This window comes from Ureibacillus sp. 179-F W5.1 NHS (assembly GCF_045369345.1).
Taxonomy (GTDB): Bacteria; Bacillota; Bacilli; order Bacillales_A; family Planococcaceae; genus Ureibacillus; species Ureibacillus halotolerans.
Map to the genome: position 1 here is coordinate 70,797 of NZ_JBIQFG010000009.1, position 25,338 is coordinate 96,134.

At 34.7% G+C, this 25,338-nt stretch carries 26 protein-coding genes and 1 riboswitch; of the genes, 19 read left to right on the forward strand and 7 right to left on the reverse strand.

Annotation, left to right across the window (positions count from 1 at the left end; translation table 11 throughout):
- The first annotated feature begins 4 nt into the window (after positions 1–4).
- From ACH0B5_RS06515 to map, 12 genes are all read left to right on the forward strand, one after another.
- Positions 5–229 (forward strand): hypothetical protein, encoded by a 225-nt coding sequence (locus tag ACH0B5_RS06515; RefSeq protein WP_122971546.1) that lies wholly within the window; start codon positions 5–7, stop codon positions 227–229.
- Between the two features lie 201 nt (positions 230–430).
- Entirely contained in the window at positions 431–1,579 is a 1,149-nt protein-coding gene (locus tag ACH0B5_RS06520; protein WP_406927603.1) for a DEAD/DEAH box helicase, read from the forward strand.
- A gap of 1 nt (position 1,580) precedes the next feature.
- Positions 1,581–2,810, forward strand: a complete 1,230-nt coding sequence (locus ACH0B5_RS06525) for an aminopeptidase (protein WP_341362664.1) — start codon at positions 1,581–1,583, stop codon at positions 2,808–2,810.
- Between the two features lie 139 nt (positions 2,811–2,949).
- Positions 2,950–4,122: an exonuclease SbcCD subunit D gene (locus ACH0B5_RS06530; protein ID WP_341362663.1), complete on the forward strand. Its 1,173-nt coding sequence runs from the start codon at positions 2,950–2,952 to the stop codon at positions 4,120–4,122.
- On the forward strand, positions 4,119–7,193 hold the full coding sequence (locus ACH0B5_RS06535; protein ID WP_406927604.1) for an AAA family ATPase: 3,075 nt from the start codon (positions 4,119–4,121) through the stop codon (positions 7,191–7,193). The genes ACH0B5_RS06530 and ACH0B5_RS06535 overlap by 4 nt, the downstream gene beginning before the upstream one ends.
- 222 nt (positions 7,194–7,415) lie before the next feature.
- On the forward strand, positions 7,416–8,144 hold the full coding sequence (locus ACH0B5_RS06540) for a hypothetical protein (RefSeq protein ID WP_406927605.1): 729 nt from the start codon (positions 7,416–7,418) through the stop codon (positions 8,142–8,144).
- Between the two features lie 63 nt (positions 8,145–8,207).
- Positions 8,208–8,888 carry a hypothetical protein gene (locus ACH0B5_RS06545; protein WP_406927606.1) on the forward strand — a complete coding sequence of 227 codons (681 nt, stop codon included), beginning with the start codon at positions 8,208–8,210 and terminating at the stop codon, positions 8,886–8,888.
- Between the two features lie 20 nt (positions 8,889–8,908).
- Positions 8,909–9,364 carry a hypothetical protein gene (locus tag ACH0B5_RS06550; protein WP_406927607.1) on the forward strand — a complete coding sequence of 152 codons (456 nt, stop codon included), beginning with the start codon at positions 8,909–8,911 and terminating at the stop codon, positions 9,362–9,364.
- Positions 9,365–9,414: 50 nt separating this feature from the next.
- Positions 9,415–9,624: a hypothetical protein gene (locus ACH0B5_RS06555; protein ID WP_406927608.1), complete on the forward strand. Its 210-nt coding sequence runs from the start codon at positions 9,415–9,417 to the stop codon at positions 9,622–9,624.
- A 20-nt stretch (positions 9,625–9,644) separates the two neighbouring features.
- Complete coding sequence (locus tag ACH0B5_RS06560; RefSeq protein WP_406927609.1) at positions 9,645–10,352, forward strand: hypothetical protein; 708 nt, start codon at positions 9,645–9,647, stop codon at positions 10,350–10,352.
- Between the two features lie 112 nt (positions 10,353–10,464).
- A riboswitch (TPP riboswitch) is annotated at positions 10,465–10,572 on the forward strand.
- Positions 10,573–10,709: 137 nt separating this feature from the next.
- Positions 10,710–11,270, forward strand: coding sequence for an energy-coupled thiamine transporter ThiT (gene thiT, locus ACH0B5_RS06565; protein WP_122971920.1), 561 nt, complete (start codon positions 10,710–10,712; stop codon positions 11,268–11,270).
- Between the two features lie 262 nt (positions 11,271–11,532).
- The gene (gene map / locus ACH0B5_RS06570; protein ID WP_341362656.1) at positions 11,533–12,285 is read left to right on the forward strand and encodes a type I methionyl aminopeptidase; all 753 of its coding nucleotides are present in this window, start codon (positions 11,533–11,535) and stop codon (positions 12,283–12,285) included.
- A gap of 26 nt (positions 12,286–12,311) precedes the next feature.
- On the opposite strand, the gene ACH0B5_RS06575 is transcribed toward map, so the two are convergent.
- The gene (locus ACH0B5_RS06575) at positions 12,312–13,043 is read right to left on the reverse strand and encodes a hypothetical protein (RefSeq protein ID WP_341362655.1); all 732 of its coding nucleotides are present in this window, start codon (positions 13,041–13,043) and stop codon (positions 12,312–12,314) included.
- 519 nt (positions 13,044–13,562) lie between these two features.
- On the opposite strand from ACH0B5_RS06575, the gene ACH0B5_RS06580 reads away from it, so the two are divergent.
- The gene (locus tag ACH0B5_RS06580; RefSeq protein ID WP_341362654.1) at positions 13,563–14,114 is read left to right on the forward strand and encodes a GNAT family N-acetyltransferase; all 552 of its coding nucleotides are present in this window, start codon (positions 13,563–13,565) and stop codon (positions 14,112–14,114) included.
- Positions 14,115–14,174: 60 nt separating this feature from the next.
- Here ACH0B5_RS06580 and ACH0B5_RS06585 read toward each other — a convergent pair whose 3' ends face one another.
- Together ACH0B5_RS06585 and ACH0B5_RS06590 are read right to left on the reverse strand one after the other, a co-directional pair.
- The gene (locus tag ACH0B5_RS06585) at positions 14,175–14,786 is read right to left on the reverse strand and encodes a beta-class carbonic anhydrase (protein WP_341362653.1); all 612 of its coding nucleotides are present in this window, start codon (positions 14,784–14,786) and stop codon (positions 14,175–14,177) included.
- Positions 14,787–14,881: 95 nt separating this feature from the next.
- Positions 14,882–15,022, reverse strand: a complete 141-nt coding sequence (locus ACH0B5_RS06590) for a hypothetical protein (RefSeq protein WP_158599695.1) — start codon at positions 15,020–15,022, stop codon at positions 14,882–14,884.
- A gap of 383 nt (positions 15,023–15,405) precedes the next feature.
- Between ACH0B5_RS06590 and motA the strand changes: the two genes are divergently transcribed.
- The 4 genes from motA (at position 15,406) to ACH0B5_RS06610 (ending at position 19,096) form a co-directional block, all read left to right on the forward strand.
- Positions 15,406–16,209 carry a flagellar motor stator protein MotA gene (gene motA / locus ACH0B5_RS06595; RefSeq protein ID WP_122971923.1) on the forward strand — a complete coding sequence of 268 codons (804 nt, stop codon included), beginning with the start codon at positions 15,406–15,408 and terminating at the stop codon, positions 16,207–16,209.
- Positions 16,193–16,951 (forward strand): flagellar motor protein MotB, encoded by a 759-nt coding sequence (gene motB, locus ACH0B5_RS06600; RefSeq protein WP_341362652.1) that lies wholly within the window; start codon positions 16,193–16,195, stop codon positions 16,949–16,951. The genes motA and motB overlap by 17 nt, the downstream gene beginning before the upstream one ends.
- Before the next feature lie 139 nt (positions 16,952–17,090).
- Positions 17,091–18,182, forward strand: coding sequence for a PfkB family carbohydrate kinase (locus tag ACH0B5_RS06605; protein ID WP_122971925.1), 1,092 nt, complete (start codon positions 17,091–17,093; stop codon positions 18,180–18,182).
- A complete protein-coding gene (locus ACH0B5_RS06610) occupies positions 18,179–19,096 on the forward strand; it encodes a pseudouridine-5'-phosphate glycosidase (RefSeq protein ID WP_122971926.1) in 918 nt (305 codons plus the stop codon). Before ACH0B5_RS06605 ends, ACH0B5_RS06610 begins: the two co-directional genes overlap by 4 nt.
- 47 nt (positions 19,097–19,143) lie before the next feature.
- Here the strand turns inward: ACH0B5_RS06610 and ACH0B5_RS06615 are convergent, their stop codons facing one another.
- Positions 19,144–19,365, reverse strand: coding sequence for a DUF1128 domain-containing protein (locus tag ACH0B5_RS06615; protein WP_122971927.1), 222 nt, complete (start codon positions 19,363–19,365; stop codon positions 19,144–19,146).
- A gap of 173 nt (positions 19,366–19,538) precedes the next feature.
- On the opposite strand from ACH0B5_RS06615, the gene ACH0B5_RS06620 reads away from it, so the two are divergent.
- Entirely contained in the window at positions 19,539–19,871 is a 333-nt protein-coding gene (locus ACH0B5_RS06620) for a YtxH domain-containing protein (protein WP_122971928.1), read from the forward strand.
- A 27-nt stretch (positions 19,872–19,898) separates the two neighbouring features.
- Positions 19,899–20,825 carry a YihY/virulence factor BrkB family protein gene (locus ACH0B5_RS06625; protein WP_122971929.1) on the forward strand — a complete coding sequence of 309 codons (927 nt, stop codon included), beginning with the start codon at positions 19,899–19,901 and terminating at the stop codon, positions 20,823–20,825.
- Positions 20,826–20,859: 34 nt separating this feature from the next.
- Here ACH0B5_RS06625 and ACH0B5_RS06630 read toward each other — a convergent pair whose 3' ends face one another.
- The 3 genes from ACH0B5_RS06630 to ACH0B5_RS06640 form a co-directional block, all read right to left on the reverse strand.
- On the reverse strand, positions 20,860–22,758 hold the full coding sequence (locus ACH0B5_RS06630) for a heavy metal translocating P-type ATPase (protein WP_406927610.1): 1,899 nt from the start codon (positions 22,756–22,758) through the stop codon (positions 20,860–20,862).
- Positions 22,759–23,023: 265 nt separating this feature from the next.
- Positions 23,024–24,574 carry a fumarate hydratase gene (locus ACH0B5_RS06635; RefSeq protein ID WP_122971931.1) on the reverse strand — a complete coding sequence of 517 codons (1,551 nt, stop codon included), beginning with the start codon at positions 24,572–24,574 and terminating at the stop codon, positions 23,024–23,026.
- A gap of 182 nt (positions 24,575–24,756) precedes the next feature.
- Positions 24,757–24,954, reverse strand: a complete 198-nt coding sequence (locus ACH0B5_RS06640) for an SE1561 family protein (protein ID WP_122971932.1) — start codon at positions 24,952–24,954, stop codon at positions 24,757–24,759.
- Positions 24,955–25,338 lie beyond the last annotated feature (384 nt).

Consider the following 25,338-nt stretch of genomic DNA (forward strand, 5'->3'; position numbering starts at 1 on the left):
TGCTATGGAGCTAAATTTAATACTTAATATCGTCAGTATCGTTTTAAGTGTAATTGCCTTCATTTTAATTTTCATCCTTTTTAGTAAGGTTAAAAAACTATCAAAGCAATTAAACAAAATAACGAATGCAGAAACGAATAAAAGTATGACATTGGTCATTTGCAGAAACTGTGGGTCTCAAATGAATTCCAATTTATTAGTTTGTCCGAAATGTAAAACTGCTCGTTAAATAGAGTGTTTTCGTTAATGATTTAAAGTACAGCTAGTCTCAAAATTACTATGGGGCTAGCTGTTTTTCTTCTTAGATGTAGGAAGATTTAGTCATTTTTCGCCAGATATTATTAAAACGTATAAAGAATGTTGAATTTTCGAGTATTTCTGCAATAATATGGTACACTAAACGCAAGTAACTTAAGGTAGGTAAACGTAAATGTCTGTAATTAATTTATTGAATGAAACATTACAAAGTAAATGGAAATTTGAAACAACAATGAAAGTCCAGGATGAAATGATTCCGGCAATGCTTGATGGTAAAGATATCGTAGCAGAATCACCAACGGGATCAGGGAAAACGCTGGCATATGTTCTCCCGATATTAAATAAAGTAGATGGAAGCAAAAAACAAATCCAAGCTTTAATTGTCGCTCCATCTCAAGAATTAGCTATGCAAATCGTTGAAGTAATCCGTGAATGGACAGCTGGAACGGATATTACAGTTCAGCAATTAATCGGTGGAGCAAACTCTGCACGACAAATTGAAAAACTGAAGAAAAAACCAACGATTGTAGTTGGAACACCAGGTCGTTTAAATGAACTGGCTCGGGCGAATAAATTAAAACTAAAAGAAATTCAAATGGTCGTACTTGATGAATGTGACCAATTACTTAGCAGAGAATATCGTGTGATTGTCAAATCCTTTATAGAAGGTGCTGCGTACGGAAGACAAGTTGTCGTTGTATCAGCAACAATTACCGACGAAATTAAGCTTGTGGCAAGCCGTATGATGTTTGAACCTGTTTTAATTGAGATTAAACCTGAGGATATGGTGCAAGTAGGAAAAGTCGTTCATTCCTTTATAAAAGTAGATGAGCGGGATAAAACCGATATGCTTAGAAGGCTTTCAAATATCGAAGGTTTGCGCGGTTTAGCGTTCGTTAATAACATTGACCAAGTGTTAATGAAAGAAACAAAATTAAAATATCGGGATGCTAAAGTCGTAACATTACATTCCGATATGAAAAAAGAAGAACGAAAAAAAGCCCTTGATGCTTTTAGAAAAGGGGATTCACGTATTTTAATTGCGACAGATATCGCTGCCCGTGGATTAGATATTGAAGGGTTAACCCATGTAATCCATGTAGATGTTCCTCGCACGATGGAACAATATACCCATCGTTCAGGTCGTACTGGTCGAGCAGGTGCTGATGGTGAAGTAATGACATTGCTTTCTTACAAGGATGAAAAAACGTATAAAAAGTTAACGCGTGAATTAAATGTAAAACCAGTTCAAAAAGTTTGGTACCAAGGAAAGGTAGTCGAAGGGAATTCAAAAACAGTTTCACAAAAGAGAGGGAAATGACATGACTTTTGAAGAGAAATTGGAACAATATGCCGAATTAGCAGTAAAAGTAGGAGTGAACATTCAAAAAGGGCAATACTTACTTATTAATACTTCCACTGATACCCTTGATTTTACTCGTATCGTTGTAAAAAAAGCTTATGAGGCAGGAGCTGGAAGAGTTCAAGTGAACTTAAGTGATCCTGTTTTTACCCGAGCATTTTATGAATTAGGGGCAGAGGAAGAATTTAGTCAATTTCCAAAGTGGATTGTCGCCCAACGTGATGAATTAATTGAACGTAAAGGTGCGCTTTTATGGATTGATGCAGAAGATCCCGATTTACTAGCAGGTGTACCAACTTCTCGACTTTCAGCTCAACAAAAGGCTTCAGGAAATGCATTAGTTCGTTATCGTAAAGCAGTGATGAATGATGAGATTGCTTGGTCCATTATTGCGGTTCCTTCGAAAAAATGGGCAGCAAAAGTGTTCCCAGATTTACCTGAAGAAGATCAAATGGCCGCTTTATGGGAAGCAATTTTCAAAACCGTTCGAATCGGCGAAGGGAATGCCGTTGAAAAATGGCACGAACATGTTAATAATCTAGAAAGCCGTGCAGCCCAATTAAATGAAAAGAAATTTGTTAAATTACATTATAAAGCCCCTGGAACAGATTTAACGATTGAGCTTCCAGATAAACATTTATGGGTATCAGGTAGTAGTAAAACGCCGGACAATACAACATTTATTGCCAATATGCCGACGGAAGAAGTGTATACATTACCTGCGAAATATGGTGTGAACGGTACGGTAAGCAATACGAAACCATTAGCATACCAAGGAAATATTATCGATGAATTTACGCTAACTTTTGAAAAAGGAAAAATTGTAGAAGCAAAAGCTGAGGTAGGGAATGAATTATTACAAGAATTAATCACTTCCGATGAAGGTTCAGCTTACTTAGGTGAAGTAGCTCTAGTGCCACATGAATCACCTATTTCTTCTTCGGGAATTTTATATTACAATACATTGTTTGATGAAAATGCTTCAAACCACTTAGCTATCGGGGAAGCATACCCAACGTGTTACGAAGGTGGCCGGGAGTTGGAAGAAGGGCAATTAGAATCTTTAGGCATTAATGTTTCCATTACCCATGTGGACTTTATGATTGGAAGCTCCGAAATGGATATCGATGGAATATTAGCTGATGGAACAGAGCTCCCGATTTTCCGAAAAGGGAACTGGGCATTTTAAGTAAATGAATTAAAAATTACCTTGATAAAAGGACCAATTTTCACGAATGTTTGTTCGCGGAATAGGGTCCTTTTTTAATCGAAAAATGTTACAATAGTAAAAATAAATTGGTGAAAAAATGAATGGAGGTTCGACGATAATGAAAATATTTCATACCGCAGATTGGCATTTAGGAAAGCTTGTACAAGGAATTTATATGACGGACGATCAACGTTATGTGTTAGAACAATTTTTACAAGCAATTGATGAAGAACAACCCGATGTGATCATTATTGCCGGTGATTTATATGACCGGGCATTGCCTCCAGTTGAAGCAGTTGATTTATTAGATGAACTATTAGCTGAAATCGTATTGAAACGGAAAGTGCCGGTATTAAGTATCGCAGGAAACCATGATAGCCCAACACGTTTGCAGTTTGGAAGTAAGTTAATGAGTGAGGCTGGTTTACATATTGTTGGGGAGTTATCGTCCAATTTACAACCGATTGTATTGGAGGATGAGTTTGGAGAAGTCCATTTTCATTTAGTTCCTTTTGCTGAACCTTCTTTAGTGAAACATATTTTTGAAGATAACAATATTAGTAGTTACGATGATGCGATGAAAAAGGTCATTGAGTCCATTGAGGAGAAAATGGATAAATCAAAACGGCATGTATTTATTGGACATGCCTTTGTAACACCTTATGGAGAACATGCAGACAATACAAGCGATTCCGAACGACCTTTAGCGATAGGTGGTTCCGAATGCGTCAGTGCAGAACATTTTAAACCTTTTCACTACACAGCCCTTGGTCACCTACATAAAGCCCACTATGTATTAAATGAAACGATTCGTTATGCTGGATCACCTTTAAAATACTCGGCATCGGAAGCCAATCATGAAAAAGGTTATTTAATCGTTGAATTGGATGCTGATGGACAAGTATCAGTCGAAAAGCGAGCTTTCCGTCCAAGAAGGGATTTACGAATCGTTGAAGGATCTATTCAAGAAATATTAAAACATTCAATTAGTGAAGATTATGTATTTGTTCGATTGACCGATCTAACTCCGGTGGTAGGGGCAATGGAACAAATTCGAACGGTTTATCCAAATGCCATGCATGTAGAACGTAAAACTTTACCAAGATTAGAGTCATCAGAACAAGGGGAAGCCATTCGCAGGGAACAAATGGATGAGCTTAGTTTATTTAAAGCATTTCATCAAGAAATTTTAGGAGAAGAACCTTCTAATATTGCTCAGCAACTATTTGAGGAAGTGTTACAAGAAATGCTCGAAGAAGAACGGGAAACAAAAGAGGTGGTCGTGAAATGAAGCCAATTAAATTAACATTGAGAGCATTTGGTCCATATAAAAATGAAGAAGTAATTGACTTCACTGAGCTACAAGATAACCGTTTATTTGTCATTTCAGGTTCGACAGGTGCAGGGAAAACGACCATTTTTGATGGAATCTGTTTTGCTTTATATGGCTTTGGTAGTGGCCAGGACCGGAAAGACACGAAAATGTTGCGTAGTGACTTTGCAGAAGATAATGTACATACTGCGGTAGAACTCATTTTTGAAATCCATGGAAAAATTTATCGTATACTGCGACAACTTCCTCATGTGAAAGAGGGGCGGAAAACCGCTACTGGTGAAAAATATGAGTTCTTTGAAATCGTAAATGGACAAGAAATACCTGCTGTGGAACGTCAAAAGGTAACGGATATTAATGACAAAATAGAAAATATTATCGGCTTAACCTACGACCAATTCAGTCAAATTGTCATGTTGCCTCAAGGGGAATTTCGTAAACTATTAACCTCCCAATCGGATAATAAAGAAGCAATCTTGCGTAAAATTTTTAAAACAAATCGATACGGCGAGATGACGCAAAAGTTAGAAGAAAAGAAGAAATTGGCCGACCAAGAGTTAGATAGAGCGCGAACTTTGAAAAATAGTTACGTAGCTCAAATTGCTGGGGCACTTCCAAGAAGGGATTCCACTCTCTTTACTGTATTAGACCAAAATTCAAATATCTATCAAATCCAGGATGCTCTAGTTGAGGAAATTCAATATTATCAACAAAAAATAAAAGATGATCAAAAAAACTATGAGCAAGCGGTTGAGAATCATCACGAAAAGTACAATCATTTTTTGGCTGCTAAAGCTTTAAATGATCGAATTGATTCCTACGAAAAGAAGAAGCTGACATTACAGCAATTAGAGCAACAGAAACCCCTTTATGAACAAAAGAAAAAAGAATATGAAGCTGCCATTTCCGCGGGTAAAATTCAACCTTTAAATCAACAATGCCATGCTTTATATCAGGACAAAGTGAAGCAGCAACAGATTCTTTCAGAAATGATGCAGCGGTTGGAACAGGCAAAAAGAGATTTAACGGATGCCCAAAATGCTTATGAACGGGAATCTTTAAAACAATCAGAAAGGGATGCATTAGCCCAAAAAGTAAATGAACTTCAAAAGCTTGTCCCCCTTTATGAACAAATTGAAAAACAAAATCAAATCGTCCATTCTTTGGAAACGGAAGTACAAGGTGCAAAAAAAATCTTCGAAAAGGTGGACAAACAATTAGCCACTGAAAAGGAGCAAATGGCTCGCATAAATGGTTTAGTTGAACAATTAGAAGAAAAAACGGGAAATTTAAACGAGCTTCTTGAGCAGCAAGTGTATTTGCGAGAAGTCGTGAATACGTTCGCCCGTTATAAAGAGTTAGTGGTTAAGGCAAATCAATTCAAAGAGCAATATGAAAAGATTGTTGAGGAATATTATGCGGCTCGAACAGATTATGAATTGGAAGAGAAGAAATGGTTAAGTAACCAAGCTGCCCTTCTTGCTACAAACTTAATACCTGGAACACCTTGTCCTGTTTGTGGTAGTACCGACCATCAACAAGTAAATTTGAATCACGAGGAAGCAGTGGATGAAAATTCATTGAGAAATAGAAAGTCTTTGTTAGCCAATGTAGAACAACGGAAATATTCGATTGAAGCGAATTATAATACATTGCAGGAGCAAGTAAAAAAATATGAACTAGAGCTAGGACGATTAAAAGTTTCGATTGATAATGAAGACACTTTCATTCAACAATTGAGTGCGGTAAATGAAAACGTGCAACAAGTAAAATTAGGAATGGATAAACTAGCTCAATATAAAAAACAATTAAAACAAATGAAAGAAAACTATGAACAATTAGAGCGCATACGAAAACAAACGGAAGAAACTTTCAGACAAAAAAATGAACAGCTTTTAAAAGAAAATATTATCCTTTCGGAACAACAAAAGTCTATTCCTCCTCATTTACAAGAGTTGAGTCAATTACAGCAGGTAATCCAGGAAACGGAAGTTCAAAAAAATGCTTTATTGGCACAATGGGAAAAGGTCCAAAAGCATTTATTAGAAGTGGAAAAGTTTGTTGCGACAACTGAAGAAGGAGTAAAACAAACGACTAAAAATATTGAGCATTTAGAAGAAAAGTTAAAGCATGCCAAAGAGCAATTTAAACAATCGATGGCTGATGCAGGATTCGATAATTATAAACAATTTGAATCGTCTTTACGAACGGATGAAGAAATTCAAAATTTACATCAATTGTTTATGGAGTTTTCAAAAAAACTACACACATTATCCACACAAGTAAAAGAAGAAAGTATCGAGTTAGAAGGGAAACAAAAGGTAGATTTAACGGTGGCAGAAACGGAAGTCCAAAGGTTAAAGGATGAATATGAAAAAGCATTACAAAGGTTAAATGCTTCAAAGGATTGTGAGCGCCATGGGATTGATTTTTCAGAAAAACTTGATCATGTAGCGGACCAAATCTTCCACTTAGAAGAAAAGTCGAATCAAATTATTAACTTATATAATTTGCTCCGCGGTCAAAATAGTAAAAAAATATCCTTTGAACGCTACATTCAAATGGGATATTTGGAACAAATTACGGAAGCAGCCAACATTCGATTGAAAAATTTGTCCAATGGTCAATATTACTTACAATGTTCAGACCGTCAAGAATCCCATGGACGCCAAAGTGGTTTAAGCTTAGATGTGTATGATACGTATACTGGGCAATCAAGGGATGTAAAATCTCTTTCAGGAGGAGAGAAATTCAATGCTTCTTTATGTCTTGCTTTAGGAATGGCGGATGTTATTCAAAGTTTCCAAGGCAATGTAAAAATCGATACGATGTTTATCGATGAAGGATTCGGTTCCCTTGACGAAGAATCGCTTATGAAGGCCATTGATACATTAATCGATCTCCAAAAATCAGGAAGAATGATTGGGGTCATTTCCCATGTTTCTGAGTTAAAAGCAGCAATGCCGGCAATTTTACAAGTTGAAAAATTAAAAGAGGGCTATAGTAAAACATCCATCGTCGTAAAGTAAAAATAGGCTCATTTTCTTATTCAATGAGAAATAGAGATTCTAAGAATAAAAAACTTAACAAAGAATATAAATAATCATAAATTTATAGCAAAAAGAAAAAGGCGATGGTAAATCCATCGCCTTTTGTTAAATTTAGGAAGAATTTGGTACCATTATATTTATAAGCAATTTGAACTTGTGGAGTAAATTGGGGTTAACACAAAGGTAAAGGTAGGTTTATGAATGAAATTCGATTTAAAAAGGATAGGTAGATTATTAATCACACTCTCTATTGTAAGTCTATTAGGATGTAGTGATGTAAATGAAAAAACAGCTAAAATCATTGAGGAAAAGTTATCCGAAAAGTACAATGAATCCTTTGAAGTTCAATATTTAGGGGAACGGAGGGGGACGAAAAGTAATGATACGGTAACGACGTATGTGAAAGCATTAGAATCTGACATTCTATTTACAGCCATTATGGACAAATCAAAAAACATTATTGAAAATTACCCTGAGATGCTTTTAATGAATAAATTTGCATCGGTTTTTAATAAAGTGATTGAAGATCAAGGATTAGATGCTTCTTCATGGATTAATAGTTATACTGAACAATCCTTTGATATTACAACAGATATGACAATCGATGAATATATTGAAAAATCGAAAACGGACTATATTTTCGTTGAAATTGTCATGAAAAATGGTGATAGTATTACAGCAGAAAAATTAAAAACGATTGTACAACAAACTTACAATCAGTTTAATGGCCCTTCTATTTCCGCAACTTATTGGATATTTAATGATGATGAATATACAAAAGTGAATAAAATGTTAAAGAATGTGGCAAATATAGATCCCTCTGATTTAGAAGGTTATGACTATGATAGTAAAGTTTTTGTTGAGTTAACAAAAGATGGTTTCGTCGATTCGGACGAAGCTATAAACAACATGTTAAATCGGGGAAATTAATTAAAAGTTATGCGAGAGTAGGTTGGAAATGAAAACAAAATATTGTTTTTAGATAGTGTTGTGATGGTAGCTACACTCTTGGCTCTATGTGGATGCAGCTCATTAAATGAAACAACGTCTAACAAGATTGAATCATCGCTTGAGGATAAATATGGTATTAAATTTGAAGTGTCCTCAATTGGAGGAAGATCCCGTAGAGGTGGAAGCGGCACGGTTCAAACATATGTTTACCCCCAAAATGACGAAACACTCCATTTTAATGCGATTACAACAAAAGAGGGTGAATTAAAAGACGATTATATTGGACGAATTATTAGTGAGAATATAAATGAAGAAATAAAAGGTGAAATGGATGGAGTCGAATTACAGACTTCTACTAATATGTTTTATCTTAGTGCTAATGATAAAGAAGAAACAAATCTTGATATCACGCTAGCTGAATATGTTGAAAAATATTCTCCTAGATATATTACAACTTCAGTTATTGTAAAAGAGAATTCGACAATTACATCTACTTCATTTCAGCTTATTATGGAAAAGATTCACAGCGAAATCCCAGAAATAGGATATTATATGAATGTTTTTTTAATTTCGGATAAGGATTACGAAAGCTTTTTGGAAAAGCCTAGTAGCTTATCTTTCTTTGATAAATCTAATTTAAAAGATTATAAGATTTTGAATGAATATAGACTTTATATCGATAAAGATGGTTTTAAAGATTACACATCAAACAAGAATAAGTAGGATAAAAGGAAAAATTAAATATGAGAAAAAAATTTTATATCATACTAACCATTTGTTTAGTAATAGGTATAGGTGGTTGTATTGGGAAAGAGAAAGAAGAAAGTGTTTCTAAAGAAACAGAAGTTGAAGCATTAAAAAATGAAGCCATGGACTATTTAAGTAAATATGATGATGAATTTGAACCGTTATCTTTTACATTGAAAAATGTAATGGAACATTATCATACTTTAGTTGTGCATTCAAAAAAATACAATACGAATTTCAAAGTCTATATTGATGAGACCGATGAGGACAAATTTAACGATAACTATTTTCTTTTAGATTTAGAGCAAGCTGGTTCGGAATATATGAATACTATCGTTAAAAAGTTCTTTCCTAATGCTGTTACAAAAATAGAGTTATTAAACTTAACTTTAAAAGCGTATAAAGAGGGAATTGATAATTTTGAAGACTACTATATAGTGATCAATTTTTAATTTCACTATATGTTTTTGACAGTACACTCTCTTTCGAAGATAAAACTAAAATGAATCGTTTATTAGAGGAAATGAGACAAAATAATAAAACTATGAGAATCATATTTGTACAAACAAGAGCAGAGGGGGATTTAGAAAATTACGTAAAGAATCACAGTTTAAATGAATTATTAACATCAGATCTCCCACTAAAAAGTTTAGATTATTCTAGCAAGAAAAATGGAGAAATTGAAGAGGGGACTATAGAGAATCATACATAGTTCCGATTGGAGTTATTTTTATGAAAAGAATGTTAATGATACTATTAATGATTTCTTTAATAATAGGAATAGGCGGTTGCATTGGGAACGGGAAAGAAGAAAGTGTTTCTAAAGAAGAAGCAGTTGAAGCATTAAAAAATAAAGCCCTTGATTATTTAAGTAAATATGATGATGATTTTGAACTGGTATCCTTTCAATCTGCAAGTTTGATGGCACAGTATAATGATTTGGTAGTTTATTCAAGTAAATACGATGCAAACTTCAATGTGCATATAAAAGATGGTGAGAAAGATGAAGAAATGGAGTTTACCGATGATTACTTCACTTTAGACTTAGTGGAACCAGGTTCCGAATATATGAACGAAATTGTACGAGAATACTTACCAAATGCGAATACAAAAATAAAATTATTAACACAAAGTATAAAAGAATACAAAGACGGTATTGAAGACTTTGTAGATTATTATAATAGTAAATATTTCTTGATTAAATTGTATGTTTTCGATAGCACTCTCTCATTTGAAAATAAAAGCAAAATAAATAGTGTTTTAGAGAGATTAAAAAGTAAACCAATCATGGTGGAGTTTGTGCAAATAAAGGAGCAAGCTAAAGTTGAAGATTTTGTTAAAAATCATACATTAAATGAAATTTTAGAATCGGAGTTACCGATAAAAAGTTTAGAGTTTACCATTTCAAAAAATGGAGAAATTGAAGGAACGATTAAGTAAGCTAGTATTTCTCCTTTTCTTTTTTAAGACACATATCTTTATCTTAATAACCTAGTTGAAAAAATCATATACTTTGATACAATAAATGTGTTCTAACAATAAAAAATGATGTATTTACCACAAGGGGAGCTGATGAAGTCAGCTGAGATTGTGCACTTATTGCACTAACTCTTTGAACCTGTAAGTTAGTACTTGCGAAGGGATGTGGATAGAAACCGACTCCATTCATGGCGTTTAGGCTCTGTCCTGACGCCATTTTTATTTGGAGTAAAGGGGCATTGTTTCCAAATAATAATGGGCGAAGATTTCTATTCCTTCTCAATGTTCTACATCGGAATAAAAGAGAGGAGAGTTGTTATGAACAATAAAAGATTATTAATGCTCGTTGAAATTGCTATTTTCGCGGGAATTGGTGTTGTGTTAGACAAATTATCGTTTTCGTTATGGGCACAAGGTGGCTCTATTAGTTTTGTGATGGTTCCGATTCTTTTAATCGCTATTCGTTGGGGATTATCTGCTGGAATAATCACTGGACTATTAATCGGTCTTATCCAAATCCTTCTTGGTGGCTATATCCTTCACTGGGCTCAAGGGTTACTAGACTATATTGTTGCCTTTTCAGTAGTCGGATTTGCAGGTATATTCCGCAAGCAAATCGTCGATGCTGCTACGAATTTAAATAAAAAAAGAATGGGATTATACATTGTTTTTGGAACAGTTGTTGGTGGATTGTTGCGTTACGCAGCACATACCATTGCTGGTGCGATTTTCTTTGCAGAGTATGCAGGAGATCAAAACGTCTGGGTGTACACAATCGTTTATAACGGATCTTATATGATTCCAGCGATTATTTTAACTGCGATCGTTGGTGTACTAATCTTTACGGCTTCTCCTAGATTACTAAAAGCCAATTCTTAATAAAATAAATTCTATAATATGATAAAGAAGAACCAAGAATCGATACGGTATTCTTGGTTTTTTAGTTGTTTAAATAGAAACAATGAAAGTTCGAGAAATGTTTTATTACTGAATAGATAATCCCATCATTCGATCTAAAAAAGGACTACGTATAGATAATTCTGAAAAGAAAAAACGATTTCCTATCAGGTGCAATTGTCATAAAAACCTTTTCGATTATGGTATATTATATAAAGATATGTATATAGGAAGGACGTTTAACATGATTGTTCAAACAAAAGAAGAATTAGAAGCATTGAAAAAAATTGGCCGTATTTGCGCTGAAATTCGTGAAGCCATGAAAGCAGCAACAAAACCGGGTATTACGACAAAAGAGTTAGATGAAATTGCAGGACGTATGTTTGAAGAGGCAGGCGCAATTTCTGGACCAAAAGGAGAATATGATTTCCCTGGTTATACTTGCATTAGTGTAAACCACGAAGTTGCCCATGGGATTCCTGGTTCAAAGGAAATTAAAGAAGGAGATATGGTCAATATTGACGTTTCTGGTTCTTTAAATGGATATTTTGCGGATACGGGTATTTCCTTTGTTGTAGGAAGTGGTTATACTGAAAAGGAAAAGCTATGTACGGTTGCAAAATCTGCCTTTGATCGTGCGATGACAAAAGTAAAAGCGGGCTCAAAGTTAAATCGAGTTGGTAAAGCAGTTGAACGGGAAGCGAGAGATAATGGTTTAACTGTTATTATGAATTTAACTGGTCACGGGATTGGCCGTTCCCTACATGAAAAACCAGATCACGTTTTAAATTATTATGATGCTTGGGATGCAACGATTATGAAGGAAGGAATGGTTTTAGCTGTAGAGCCATTCATATCCGAAAAAGCAGAACATATTGTGGAAGCTGGAGATGGGTGGACATTTATTACACCTGACAAATCTTTAGTAGCACAAATCGAACATACGGTTATTGTTACGAAAGACAAACCAATCATCATTACACAAATTGAAGATTAAAAAAAAATTCCTGTTCACTTGAAGAATTACTTCAAGTGCGCAGGATTTTTTTTCATAAAGAATATGCCCACTACCAAAACACCTATTAAGAAAAGAGCGGCGGTCGTTACTAAAAGTTCATCAAAACCATTTGAAACTGCAATTCCTAAATAACACCATATAAAAACGATTGGATACACAATATCAAAATGATGATAACGAAGATGTAGTGCAATGGCTGTACCGATTGTCATAAGAATAACTGTCCAAAGGGCACTGCTTAAACCGAAACCTTTCCACTGCATATCAACAAGTAAGTACCAACCATGTAGAATTAGTAGATAGGTAGACCAACTAAAATAAATAGCAATAGGCATTCTTAATTTGAACAATTCCTTTTTTAATGGATAAGTTAAATAAAGTCCAAATAATAAAATGACTTGTATAAAAAATAAAACAAAGGATAGTAAAAAATGTTCACTATGCCAACTCCACAGGGAAGCAATCTGAAAAATAACTACACATAAAAAAAGAATAACTTGGGGTATCGAAATAAAATAATCAGTGCGGCGTAATTTTATGTAGTTATATATCCAAAGGAAAAGAAAAATGAACACAAGAACCCATATGTAATAAATAAAATTAGCTGGTGCAAATAGAATCGGTAAACGATCTATAATTTGAATAGTGGAATGCCCTTTGAATTGTAGCCAAAATGCATTGACTGTAAAAAGTGTGACTACAATAACCGATGTAAATAGCAGGATTATACGACCCATTCTTTCCTCTCCTTTCTATAAAATTATATACATTTACTAAGATTTGAACAACAATTTCCAAATAGTAATAAAATTTTGGAAAAACCTAAACAATCTTTCAATTGCTTTCGATAAAAAAATACAGATATAAAATATAGCTACAGTTCTCCTAGTTTTCAATGGATGTTTAGAGCATATGAATTATAATATCCTACTTTTGATTAGATGGTGAATCCCTTTTTTGAAAATAAGTAACCTTTACTAATATAATGTTCAAACATTTAGAAAGCATAATAAGCTGGGCGTAAATATTCAGTTTATTGTATGCATACATGTAATAGTGGATAAAAAATAAGCGATTATTAATAAGAAGTATTTTAAAGGAATTTTTTTAATCATCAAGAATAATTTCTTAAGGGTTGTATAAAGACGTTCATAATGTAAATGATGGAAACAGTTGGATAAAATTTGAGGAAAGGCTTTAAGGTATACGGGATGGTAAAAAAATTTTTGAATTTACTACATAAAAAGGGTGATCATTTGATAAAGCTCGAAAGTGATCGATTATTATTACGGACATTAGTGGAATCCGATGCAAAAAATTTAGCGGATTTAATGAGAAGGAATAAGTATTTTTGGTCTATCCACGAACCTCTCCATGAGGATGAGTTTTACACGGAAGAAGCTCAATTTAAAAAAATATTAGAGAGTATGCATTTGCTACGAGCAAATCGAGAATATTCCTTTGGTATTTATGAAAAGGGAAGGAATTATTTAATCGGTCATATTTCGTTATATGCCATAAAAAGGTTGCCTTATAATAGTGCGTTCATCGGGTACTCGATTGATGAAAATTATACTCGAAAAGGTTTTGCTACGGAAGCAGTTAAACAAGTCGTTGAATTTGCCTTTCAAAATGTACAATTACATCGTATTGAAGCCTATGTATCACCGAAAAATGATGGTTCCATTAAAGTATTAGAAAACGCCCATTTCGTTCGAGAAGGTCTATTAAGAGAGCTTTTATATATTAACGGCCGTTGGGAAGATCATTATTTATATTCTTTACTACGATATGATTATTATTCATAAACGTTTTCGTACAATAAAAGGGCTAATGTTAAACGATCGTTTAAGATTAACCCTTTTACATTATTGTTCAATTTTTGTCGTATCAATCAAATTATTTTTCGTTAAATATTCATTCCCATCGGAAAGTAAATCCAGCTTCCCAGTATTCGGATCCATGATTAGTCCGTGGACAGGCGTTCCGTTTGGCATTAATGGGTGATTGCGAATTAAATCAACGCTTTTCAAAACACTTGTTGAAACATCTCCAAATCCTCTAAGCCACTCCACTAAGTCAATACCTGAAAATTTTACAGTATTAATAATATCTTCATTTACACCACGTTCAATCATATGGTGAATCATCAATTCTGGATCAATTGCACTCATCCCACAATCATGATGGCCAATCACATATACTTCATCTGCTTTTAGTTCATAAACAGCTACTAATAAGCTACGCATAATAGCTCCAAAGGGATGGCTAACTTGTGCCCCGGCACTTTTTACTATCTTTACATCTCCGTTACGCATATTCATAGCTTTTGGAAGCAATTCAACTAAACGAGTATCCATACAAGTTAAAATAACTGATTTTTTATCAGGAAATTTTGATGTAATGTAGGGTTCGTATTGTTTAAATTTAACAAATGACTCATTAAAACTAAGAATTTCATTTAAAGATGATTTCATCATTCCACAACCCCTTATTGTTGATAGCTTAAATTATAGTATATATGAAAAAAGTCGACAAACCCGGAATGGATTTGGTCGACTTAACGAATATTTCATTAATATTTTTCAGTTGGTTTAGGATCGATTTTAACAGATGATGCAGAGTTTAAACCGACGCGTAAGTAATGAATGAACATAGCCATAGCAATCATAATTACTACGAAAAAGCCCACTACAGTAGAAATATACATACCCATTGTTGAAAGACTCCTTTCTTATAAACAAGTGTCATTGTTTCCTATTATACAATATATTCATAAACAATTGTATCTTAAGATGAAAATTAATATTGGCAATTTCACGAAGCTTTGAGAATGAATTGCTAATATTTTTTATGCTAAAGCTAATAAATATACTAATTTATTATTATATTTGGCTAATTATACCTAATGAACTTAATTATTATGTATTATTCTTTTTACTCATTGGCCGATACAAATATTAACCTAGTTAAATAGTGTTGTTTTTTGCTGAATAAACAGGAAAAAATGATGAACCTGGCACTTTCTGAAATAAGGATGTAAAAATTATAGAAAACATGTCGAAAAAAATAGTAGGTTGAAGATTTGGAGGAGCGTATATGGATTTATCAACGATAATAGGGATTGTTCTTGGTATTATTGCTGTATTTGTTGGAATGGTGTTAAAGGGTGCTAGTTTAAGTGCTTTAATTAACCCTGCTGCTTTTTTAATTATTATTGTAGGAACAATTGCATCTGTAACAATTGCTTTCCCGACAAAAGAATTAAAGCGAGTACCAAAGCTATTTAAAATTTTATTTACTGAAACAAAACTTAAGAGTGACATAGAAATTATTAAAATGTTTTCTGAATGGGCTGACTTAGCAAGAAGAGAAGGTTTACTTGCATTAGAGGTGAAAGCATCTGAAGTAGAAGATCCATTTTTAAAAAATGGTCTTACGTTAGCGATTGATGGTCAAAATGCGGATTATATTCGCGATGTACTAACGGAAGAAGTAGAAGCATTGGAAGATCGGCATGCAAGTGGTGCACAAATTTTCTCCCAAGCCGGTACATATGCCCCAACTTTAGGGGTATTAGGGGCAGTTGTAGGTTTAATCGCTGCCTTAAAGGATATGAGTGATATTGATAAACTAGGTCATGCCATTTCTGCTGCCTTCGTTGCAACGTTACTTGGTATTTTTACTGGATATGTTTTATGGACTCCGTTTGCCAATAAGTTAAAACGAAAATCAGCAGAAGAAGTAAAACAAAAGTATTTAATGATTGAAGGTATTTTATCTGTATTAGAAGGGGAAGCACCAAGGGTAATTGAACAAAAATTAGCTTCCTACTTAACAATGGATGAACGCCAACAAATTATGAATGAAAGCGGGGCGGGTGGCCTTGGCAAAGAAAGCTAAAAGAAAAAAGCACGACGATCATGTGGATGAGTCATGGCTTTTACCCTACTCGGATTTATTAACGCTACTATTGGCATTATTTATCGTGTTATTTGCTTCTAGTACCGTAGATCAAGAAAAGTTAGAACAAATGTCTGCTGTTTTTAGTGAAATATTTGATGGCGGTTATAGTTTTATGGAACACTCTTCCGTTGTAGAGTCTTCGAATACTGTAACAGACGGTGTTTCGGTAAGTGCCTATGTTCAAGACCAACAAGAATTACAAGCAATCCAAGAGCGGGTTGATAATTTTATTGCGGTCAATGAATTAGAAAGTACTTTCGCTACGAAAATGACGGACGAAGGGTTATTAATTACAATTCGAGATAGTATATTGTTTGATCCAGGTAAGGCAGATGTGAAGCAAGATTATGTAGATATTGCCGATGAGCTATCGAAACTATTACAAATGGATCCAGCCCGTTATATTGTCGTTACAGGACATACGGATAACGTCCCTCAAAATACCGAGGAATTTAAATCGAATTGGGAATTATCCGTGATGCGGGCTGTCAATTTAATGAAATTAATTATCGACCATAATCCTGAGCTAGATCCAAAATATTTTAGTGCAAAGGGATATGGGGAATATTCGCCTATTGCTTCAAATGAGACAGAAGAAGGAAGAGCGAAAAACCGTCGTGTAGAAGTGTTGATACAACAACTTGTTCAAGAAGATGGTACAAAAGTAAATGAACAATAATAAAAAACCCGAAAGTAAATTATATTACTTTCGGGTTTTTTCATTTGAAAAATTATTTTGACTAATGTCAAACAAAAGTTTATAATTTTAAACAAATGTTTCACCATTAAAACAATTGTACATATAAGGTGGTATGTCAGTGAATGAAAAAGAGCTGCTCGTTCTTCAAGCGATAAAGAACAATCCTTTTTTATCACAACAAGAAATGGCTGAACAATTAAGTATGTCGAGGCCTGCTTTAGCCAACATTATTTCTGGCCTTATTAAAAAAGGAGAAATTGTAGGACGAGCTTATGTATTACCGGAAAAAAATTCAGTCGTTGCCATTGGCGGTGCCAACATTGACCGAAAATTCCATATTGATGGCCGTGTACAATACGGGACGTCCAATCCGTCGAGTGTAACGGAAAGCGTCGGAGGCGTAGCAAGAAATATTGCTGAAAATTTAGGAAGGCTCGGCAATGAAGTGAAATTAATTACATTACTCGGACAAGATCAAGATGCGAAGGTTATTGAACATGAAAGCAAGGCGTTTATGGACTTAAATTATATTGAAGTCTTTTCCGATTTGAAAACAGGTTCCTACAGTGCGGTATTAGATCAAACGGGAGAACTTGTTTTAGCAATGGCAGATATGTCGATTTACGATCAACTTCAGCCGTCTATTTTACAAAAACATGAAGCGATATTGAGTAACGCTAAATGTATTATTGTCGATTTGAATTGTCCAAAAGAAACGGTAGTTTATTTACAAAATCTAGCCTGTTTAAGAGATATCCCCTTTGTAATTGTCCCGGTTTCAGCACCGAAAATGAAAAATATGCCGGATGATTTAATCGGTGTTACTTACTTCATTTGTAACAAGGAAGAGGCCGAGATGTATTTGAATATCCGTATGATGAATGATCGCGACTATACAGATGGTGTGAAAAAACTGCTCGAAAAAGGCGCGAAAAACGTCGTTCTAACGTTAGGAGACCGTGGTGTAATCGTTGGAAACGTAAATGGTATTTTTTATTTTGATGCAGTGAATGTAGCGGAAGTAATCGATGTAACGGGAGCTGGTGATGCCTTTGTAAGTGCTCTCGTGCATGGCGTATTGTATGGAGAATCATTTTCTGATGCGGTAAAGTTTGGTCTATATAATGCTGCCAAAACTTTACAATCCGATAAAACGGTAAGACAAGAACTAAATGCAGATGAAATTAATCATTGGAGGGAACAATTATGAAAAATTATTTATCATTTTCACAAGAAGTATTAGAGGCAAAAGAAAAAGGATTACCTATCGTTGCCCTTGAGTCAACAATTATATCCCACGGCATGCCGTATCCTCAAAATGTACAAACTGCTAGAGAAGTAGAACAAATTATTCGAGATATGGGTGCTGTACCAGCTACAATTGCGATTATCGACGGTAAAATTAAAATCGGTTTAACAGATGAAGAATTAGAAATGTTCGGGAATGCCAAAAATGTGGCAAAAGCTTCACGTCGTGATTTAGGCTATTTATTAGCTACGAAAAAAATTGGTGCAACAACAGTAGCAGCAACAATGATTGCAGCTGAATTAGCAGGTATTGAACTATTCGTAACAGGTGGAATCGGTGGTGTACACAGAGGCGCGGAAAACACGATGGATATTTCTGCAGACTTAGAAGAATTAGCTCAAACAAATGTAGCTGTAGTATGTGCTGGTGCGAAATCTATTTTAGATATCGGACTTACACTAGAATATCTTGAAACAAAAGGTGTTCCTGTTGTAGGATTTGGAACAGATATTTTACCTGCATTCTATACAAGAGAGAGCGAGTTTAGTGTTAACTTCCGTCTAAATACTGTGGAGGATGTAGCAAATATGATGAGAGCGAAGTGGGAAATCGGTTTAAACGGCGGTGCTGTCATTGCTAACCCAATCCCTGAAGAAGATGCCCTTGATGCCAAGTTCATTAATAATATTATCGAAGAGGCTTTACAGGAAGCTGAGGAAAAAGGCATTAAAGGGAAAGACGTGACACCATTCCTACTTGGTAAAGTGAAAGAATTAACGGAAGGTGAATCATTAAAAGCGAATATTGCCCTTGTAAAAAACAACGCTAAAGTTGGAGCAGGCATTGCTATTGCTTTAAATAATAATAAAAAATAAAAAAAGGAAGTTTCCAACGAGGATGTTGTCCTTGTTGGAAACTTCTTTTATTTACGTAATGCACCTAATTCTGAAACGATCGCTTGCATCTCACTAGGGCTGAACGTGTTTCTTTTCATAACCATTTCGTAAAGATACAATATGTCTTCGTAATTTTCATCTGTAAAATGCTCTGATTTCATAGCGTCCACATTGACCATTCGAAGCTTTTCTTTAATTTGCTCAATCATATAGATGACATTGTCCCGCGATGGTTTAGTTAAATCCATTGTGACCCCACCTTTCAAAGTATCCAATTTATCATTTCATTACTGGCCCTTCCTGTCAATAACATTTAGTGCTTGCTTTAAAAAACTATTATTTTTTTATAGAATGGTACTGTGAAGAAATAATTACCATTATACATGAAAATGTTTTAATCTTGTTTAGGAGGAAAACATAAATGAGTGAAAGTAAATTATTAAAGTCAATGGTTGTAGGAGCAGTAGCAGGTGCTGTTATAAGTATGTTTGACCGTAAAACAAGAGAACATGCAATTGAAACAACAAAAAAAGTGAAAAGTACGTTTGTTTATTATGCAAAAAATCGAGAAGAACTACAACAATTAATTGAACGAAAAGTAGAAGAGGCACAAGAATTATATGTGGATCTTTCGGGAAATATTAATACGATTGTAAGTAAATTAAATGAAGTGAAGGAAATACCGAATACAGTCCAAAGCATTGTAAATGATACGAAGAAGGTTATTTCCAATTCATCTAAAAAGGAATCGTAAAATTTAATCGAGGGGAAGTGGGCGAAATTGAGTGAAGAGCGAAAACCATCCGTATCAGAGACGTTATCGTTAGTAAAATCCTTTATAGATCCTGATGAATCGAAAATCGACATTACTACGGGTAAAGGGTTTATACAAGATTTAATTGTTCGAATGAGGGATGTAGACATATCCGGAATGGGCGCTCAATTAGCCTACTTCTTTCTACTGTCCTTTTTCCCGCTACTCATTTTTATGGTTACTTTACTACCTTATTTAGATTTGGATGAAGAACATGTTTTCGATTTCCTTCAAAGTATCGTACCAACAGAAGTTTTTTTGCTTACCCAAGGAACGATAACCGAAATTTTAACGACCCATCAAGGTGGTGGATTGTTATCTATCGGGGTCATCGGGACAATTTGGTCGGCATCTAGGGGAGTCAATGCGTTAATTAAAACGTTAAATGACGCCTATGAAACTGAAAGGAAACCTGGATTTATTAACAGAGGGTGGTCTCTCGTTTTTACAATCGCCCTAGTCATTCTCATTCTGCTAGCCTTATTAATACCGATATTGGGGCATCAATTTGCCTTTTCGTTATTTAGTTATTTAGGTGTCGAAGAGACCTTTTCAGAATTTTGGAGATTTGTCCGATGGATTATACCTCCAATATTAATATTTATCGTTTTAAATTTAATGTACTGGATTATACCGAATACAGAGCCGAAATTACATATGATTAGTGTTTTACCCGGTGCCTTTTTTTCAACGGTGTCATGGGTCGTACTAATTTATGGTTTTTCCTACTATGTGAATAATTTTGGAAACTATACTTCTACTTATGGAAGTATTGCTGGCATTATTATTTTAATGCTTTGGTTATATTTCACCGGAATGATTTTAATATTTGGTGGATTGTTAAATGCAACAATGCATAAAAGAAGGATAGTTAAAAAAGGATATAATGAATAAAGCTTTCGCTAAAATTTAGCGAAAGCTTTTTAGTTTATAATTTTAACATTCTTAAACCGTTTAAAATAACTAAAATGGTACTGCCTTCATGTCCGATTACACCAAAGGGTAGGTCGACTACTTGTATAAAGTTAGAAATGATTAATAGACAAATAACAGCGATAGAAAAGAGAATATTTTGCTTCACAATTTTTTGCATTTTTTTTGATAAACGAATCGCATAAGCAATTTTGGATAAATCATTTTTCATTAATACAACGTCTGCTGTTTCAAGTGCCACATCTGTTCCGCCTCCCATAGCAATTCCAACTGAAGCGGTTGCTAATGCAGGAGCATCGTTAATACCATCTCCTACCATTCCGACATTTCGATAAGTTTGTAAATAATTTTTTATATGATTTACTTTCGTTTCAGGTAAACATTCGGCGATAAATTTATTAACACCAGCCTCGCTTGCGATTGTTCGAGCGGTTTTCTCATTATCTCCTGTAAGCATCGCAACTTCAATTCCTAGCTCTTTTAACAATTTTACAGCCACTTTTGCTTCATCACGGACTGTATCTTTCATAGCTACTAAAGCGGCAATGCCTCGTTCATCTTTCATAAAGATAACGGTTTTACCTTCTTCAGCTAACTTTTCTGCAGCATTGTTTGCAAAGTTTGTAGCTTCAAGTTTCCCGACAAATTCTGGTTTCCCAACTAAGTAAGAATGATTTTGGTCATGGGCTTTTAACCCCCATCCCGGAACATCTTCAATTTCAACACCTTGTATCATATCGATTTTTTCTTGTTTAGCATAGTTCACAATAGCTTGTGCTAGAGGATGATTTGCTTGTGATTCGATGGAAGCTAAAGTAGCAATCGCATCTCTTTCGTTTAAGTCTTCTCTCACGATAATATCAGTAACAGTCGGAGTACCAACCGTTAAAGTCCCTGTTTTATCGACCGCTAAAAGATTTAAGGCACTTAGTTGTTCTAAATGAACACCACCTTTAAAAAGAATGCCATTTCTTGCACCGTTTGAAATCGCAGCAAGGGTCGCTGGCATGATGGATGCTACAAGGGCACACGGCGATGCAACGACTAATAATACCATTGCACGATAAAATGTTGTTGTCCAATCCCAGCCAAGTAAGTAGTGGGGGAGGAATAACATAAGTCCGACAGCAAGCAGTACAAATTTTACATAAGTCCCTTCAAAACGTTCGATAAACTGTTGGGAAGGAGATTTTTCACTTTGGGCAGATTGTACAAGGTTAATAATTTTTTGGAATAACGTTTCAGAGTTCGGTTTGGTCATATTGATTGTAATGGTACCGTTTAAGTTCACAGTACCAGCATATACATGTTCACCGACTTGTTTTGTAACAGGCATAGATTCTCCGCTAATAGCCGATTCATCAATAGAAGAAGTACCTTTTAGAATTTGACCGTCAGCAGGAATACGTTCACCTGGTTTGATGAGTAAGTGATCTCCAACCTTTAATGTAGAAACGGGAACTTTCATCGGTTCAAAGGTACCCCGAACTAACCATGCTTCTTCAGGCTGTAAGTTCATAAGCGCTGAAATTTCACGATGGCTTTTATTCATTGCATAAGATTCTAAAGCACCACTTAAAGCAAAAATAAAGATTAGAATTGCTCCTTCAGTCCAATACCCGATAATGGATGAACCGATAGCAGCTAACACCATTAATAATTCAACATTTAATGTTTTGTTCTCAATTGTGTCGAGGAATCCTTCTTTTGCTTTCGCGTATCCACCGATAACAAAAGCACTTAAATAGGCGATAATCGCTGCTGTTATAAGTCCGTTTGATTCCATACGCCAAGCTAATAATGTTATGAAACCTGATAGTAAAGCAGCAATAAGTTCTTTATGTTCTTTTATATTCTCAATTAGATTATTATTTTCTCGATTAGAAGTATTCATTTTAGCCTCCTCATGATAATGAATATCAATATCAAAACTCATATAATTCAATATTGATAATAATTTTCAATTGCCATATGAGTTTTTAATAATTCTTATTAATTTATAATTATTATAATATAGACGTGTGGAATTGTAAAACATATTTGTTTTACTCATGAAAAAAGTTGATGTAAAGGGAGGGGGAGGAAAAGAAAAAACCTACAAGAATCAATGATCCTTGTAGGTTTTGATGAACAAATATTGATGAAATTACATTGTTTAATTAGAATACTCTTTCCGCATATTGGGAAAGTTTTTCTAATGAAGATTTTTCAACGTCTGCGTGTAAAGAGTTACCGTGGGAGTCCATTGTAACAACAGCAGTGAATCCTTCTACATTTAAGTGCCACATTGCTTCTGGAATGCCGAACTCTTGTAAATCGACACCATCTACACTTTTAATGCAATCCGCATAGTACTGGGCAGCACCGCCGATAGCGTTTAAGTAAACACCGCCATGTTCTTTAAGGGCAGCAAGTGTTTTCGGCCCCATACCACCTTTACCGATAACAGCACGGATACCGAATTTTTTCATAATGTCACCTTGGTAAGGCTCCTCGCGAATTGAAGTAGTAGGACCAGCAGCTTTAACAGTCCAGTTACCATTTTCGTCTTTTGCCATAACAGGTCCACAATGGTAAATAATTTGACCGTTTAAGTCTACAGGTGCATCGTGGCTCATTAAGTGGTGGTGAATTGCATCACGACCAGTATACATACGACCGTTGATTTTTACAACGTCGCCTACTTTAAGTTCACGAATTTGTTCTTCAGTAATTGGTGCAGTAAGTTCTACTACTTTACTTTCTGAATTTGTTTCAGCTTTTGGCTCATCACGGAATGTAACTTTTTCTCCTTCTTGATAATGCCATTTTTTAATTTCACCAGTTGTCGCATCAATATCGATGGCCATACGACGGTAAGCCCAACAGTTATAAGCAACGGATACATAGAATGATGCTGGGATACGGTGCATAATGCCAATTTTACATCCTAGTAATGTTGCTTCACCTCCGAAGCCCATTGTACCAACGCCGAAAGTATTCGCTTTTTCAACGATATATTCTTCTAATTTTGCTAAATCAGGGTTTGGATTGACATCGTCAACGGGACGGAATAATTGTTCTTTTGCAAGATCATATCCAGAAGAACGGTCCCCACCGATTCCAACACCGATAAAACCAGCTGAACAGCCTTGTCCTTGTGCTTGCCATACAGAGTGTAAAATACATTTACGGATACCATCTAAGTCACGTCCAGCGCGGCCTAAACCTTCTAATTCGCATGGTAAACTGTATTGGATGTTTTTATTTTCACACCCGCCACCTTTTAAAATTAATTTAACTTCAATATAATCTTTCTCCCATTGTTCAAATTTCACAACTGGAAGTCCGTCTCCTAAATTATCTCCACTGTTTTTCCCAGTTAAAGAGTCAACTGCATTTGGACGTAATTTAGCATCTTTAGTTGCTTGAACAATTGCGTTTTTAATAGCAGCTTTAATTTCTAATTGGTTAACACCGATTGGAGTTTTTACTTTAAAAGTAGGTAAACCTGTATCTTGGCAAATAGGTGAAACGTTATCTTCTGCCATAACGATGTTATTTGTAATCGTGTCTAAGCTCATTGCAGCACGTGTTCCGGCATTTTCAGCTTCTTTAGCTTTTTTAATCGCACGGCGAACGTCTGCTGGTAAATTAGTGGAAGTTTCGCTCACTAAGTCATAAAGACTTTTTTCTAATGTTTGTAAATAGGATGTCGCTACTTGAGACATTTATATTCCCCCCAGAATATTAAAGAAATTTACTCTCAATTCTATTATACCTTTTTCATTTCACGAAAAAAAGAGAGATAGAGAGTTAAGGTTTTTATTCTATCATTTTTTAATGGTTTAACTTTTCTTTCCAATATAAAAACCATCCGAATAGTTCAGATGGTTTCATTCGATTTCATTACTTATTCTTTAGTTGAATCGTTACGGTGATTGAATTGGTCCATTTTTTCTTCAACATCATCGATAATTTGAATGAGTCTGTCGATATCCTCAATATCTGCAGTTTCGGGATCAATGGCATCTAAAACTTCAACAAAAATTTGAAGACGCTCTTTTAAATAATTCACTTGTTTATTTTTATCGGTAATAGGGTTCGACATGATTACACCTCTTTCGTCATGACCATCATAGCGAATTTACTGTGAATGTTCAAATGTTATGTGGAAAGGGAAGAGGGATTCAGAACAAAAATAAAATTAGTCTGAATATTTACAAAATTAAATTTATATGATAAATTATATTTAACTAATCGAAAGGAGATGGTCGAAAAGAAGATGCTCACTCTACGAAAAAGAAGGAGGGAGTTTAAACAATTTTTCGGCTATCGAATGGCCGAAACGTAGTTTATTCAATCAATTATGGAGTTAACTGAACTGTAGAAACCTTAGTGATGCAATCGCACTGACCTAAAAAAATGAGACAAATAAAAACACCTTTCGTTGAAAAACGGGTATTAAACCTATAAATCCAACGTGGAGGTGTTT

Excerpts from the sequence above, each read along its gene's own strand:
- ACH0B5_RS06620 (WP_122971928.1), top strand. The coding sequence starts at position 19,539 with ATGAGTGAAAGTAAATTATTAAAGTCAATGGTTGTAGGAGCAGTAGCA.
- ACH0B5_RS06630 (WP_406927610.1), bottom strand. The coding sequence starts at position 22,758 with ATGAATACTTCTAATCGAGAAAATAATAATCTAATTGAGAATATAAAA.
- ACH0B5_RS06540 (WP_406927605.1), top strand. The coding sequence starts at position 7,416 with ATGAAATTCGATTTAAAAAGGATAGGTAGATTATTAATCACACTCTCT.
- ACH0B5_RS06640 (WP_122971932.1), bottom strand. The coding sequence starts at position 24,954 with ATGTCGAACCCTATTACCGATAAAAATAAACAAGTGAATTATTTAAAA.
- ACH0B5_RS06550 (WP_406927607.1), top strand. The coding sequence starts at position 8,909 with ATGAGAAAAAAATTTTATATCATACTAACCATTTGTTTAGTAATAGGT.
- ACH0B5_RS06545 (WP_406927606.1), top strand. The coding sequence starts at position 8,208 with ATGGTAGCTACACTCTTGGCTCTATGTGGATGCAGCTCATTAAATGAA.
- ACH0B5_RS06555 (WP_406927608.1), top strand. The coding sequence starts at position 9,415 with ATGAATCGTTTATTAGAGGAAATGAGACAAAATAATAAAACTATGAGA.
- ACH0B5_RS06590 (WP_158599695.1), bottom strand. The coding sequence starts at position 15,022 with ATGGGTATGTATATTTCTACTGTAGTGGGCTTTTTCGTAGTAATTATG.
- ACH0B5_RS06530 (WP_341362663.1), top strand. The coding sequence starts at position 2,950 with ATGAAAATATTTCATACCGCAGATTGGCATTTAGGAAAGCTTGTACAA.
- ACH0B5_RS06525 (WP_341362664.1), top strand. The coding sequence starts at position 1,581 with ATGACTTTTGAAGAGAAATTGGAACAATATGCCGAATTAGCAGTAAAA.
- ACH0B5_RS06585 (WP_341362653.1), bottom strand. The coding sequence starts at position 14,786 with ATGATGAAATCATCTTTAAATGAAATTCTTAGTTTTAATGAGTCATTT.
- ACH0B5_RS06610 (WP_122971926.1), top strand. The coding sequence starts at position 18,179 with ATGAAAAATTATTTATCATTTTCACAAGAAGTATTAGAGGCAAAAGAA.
- ACH0B5_RS06515 (WP_122971546.1), top strand. The coding sequence starts at position 5 with ATGGAGCTAAATTTAATACTTAATATCGTCAGTATCGTTTTAAGTGTA.
- map (WP_341362656.1), top strand. The coding sequence starts at position 11,533 with ATGATTGTTCAAACAAAAGAAGAATTAGAAGCATTGAAAAAAATTGGC.
- ACH0B5_RS06575 (WP_341362655.1), bottom strand. The coding sequence starts at position 13,043 with ATGGGTCGTATAATCCTGCTATTTACATCGGTTATTGTAGTCACACTT.
- ACH0B5_RS06615 (WP_122971927.1), bottom strand. The coding sequence starts at position 19,365 with ATGGATTTAACTAAACCATCGCGGGACAATGTCATCTATATGATTGAG.
- ACH0B5_RS06520 (WP_406927603.1), top strand. The coding sequence starts at position 431 with ATGTCTGTAATTAATTTATTGAATGAAACATTACAAAGTAAATGGAAA.
- thiT (WP_122971920.1), top strand. The coding sequence starts at position 10,710 with ATGAACAATAAAAGATTATTAATGCTCGTTGAAATTGCTATTTTCGCG.
- ACH0B5_RS06535 (WP_406927604.1), top strand. The coding sequence starts at position 4,119 with ATGAAGCCAATTAAATTAACATTGAGAGCATTTGGTCCATATAAAAAT.
- motA (WP_122971923.1), top strand. The coding sequence starts at position 15,406 with ATGGATTTATCAACGATAATAGGGATTGTTCTTGGTATTATTGCTGTA.
- ACH0B5_RS06560 (WP_406927609.1), top strand. The coding sequence starts at position 9,645 with ATGAAAAGAATGTTAATGATACTATTAATGATTTCTTTAATAATAGGA.
- ACH0B5_RS06635 (WP_122971931.1), bottom strand. The coding sequence starts at position 24,574 with ATGTCTCAAGTAGCGACATCCTATTTACAAACATTAGAAAAAAGTCTT.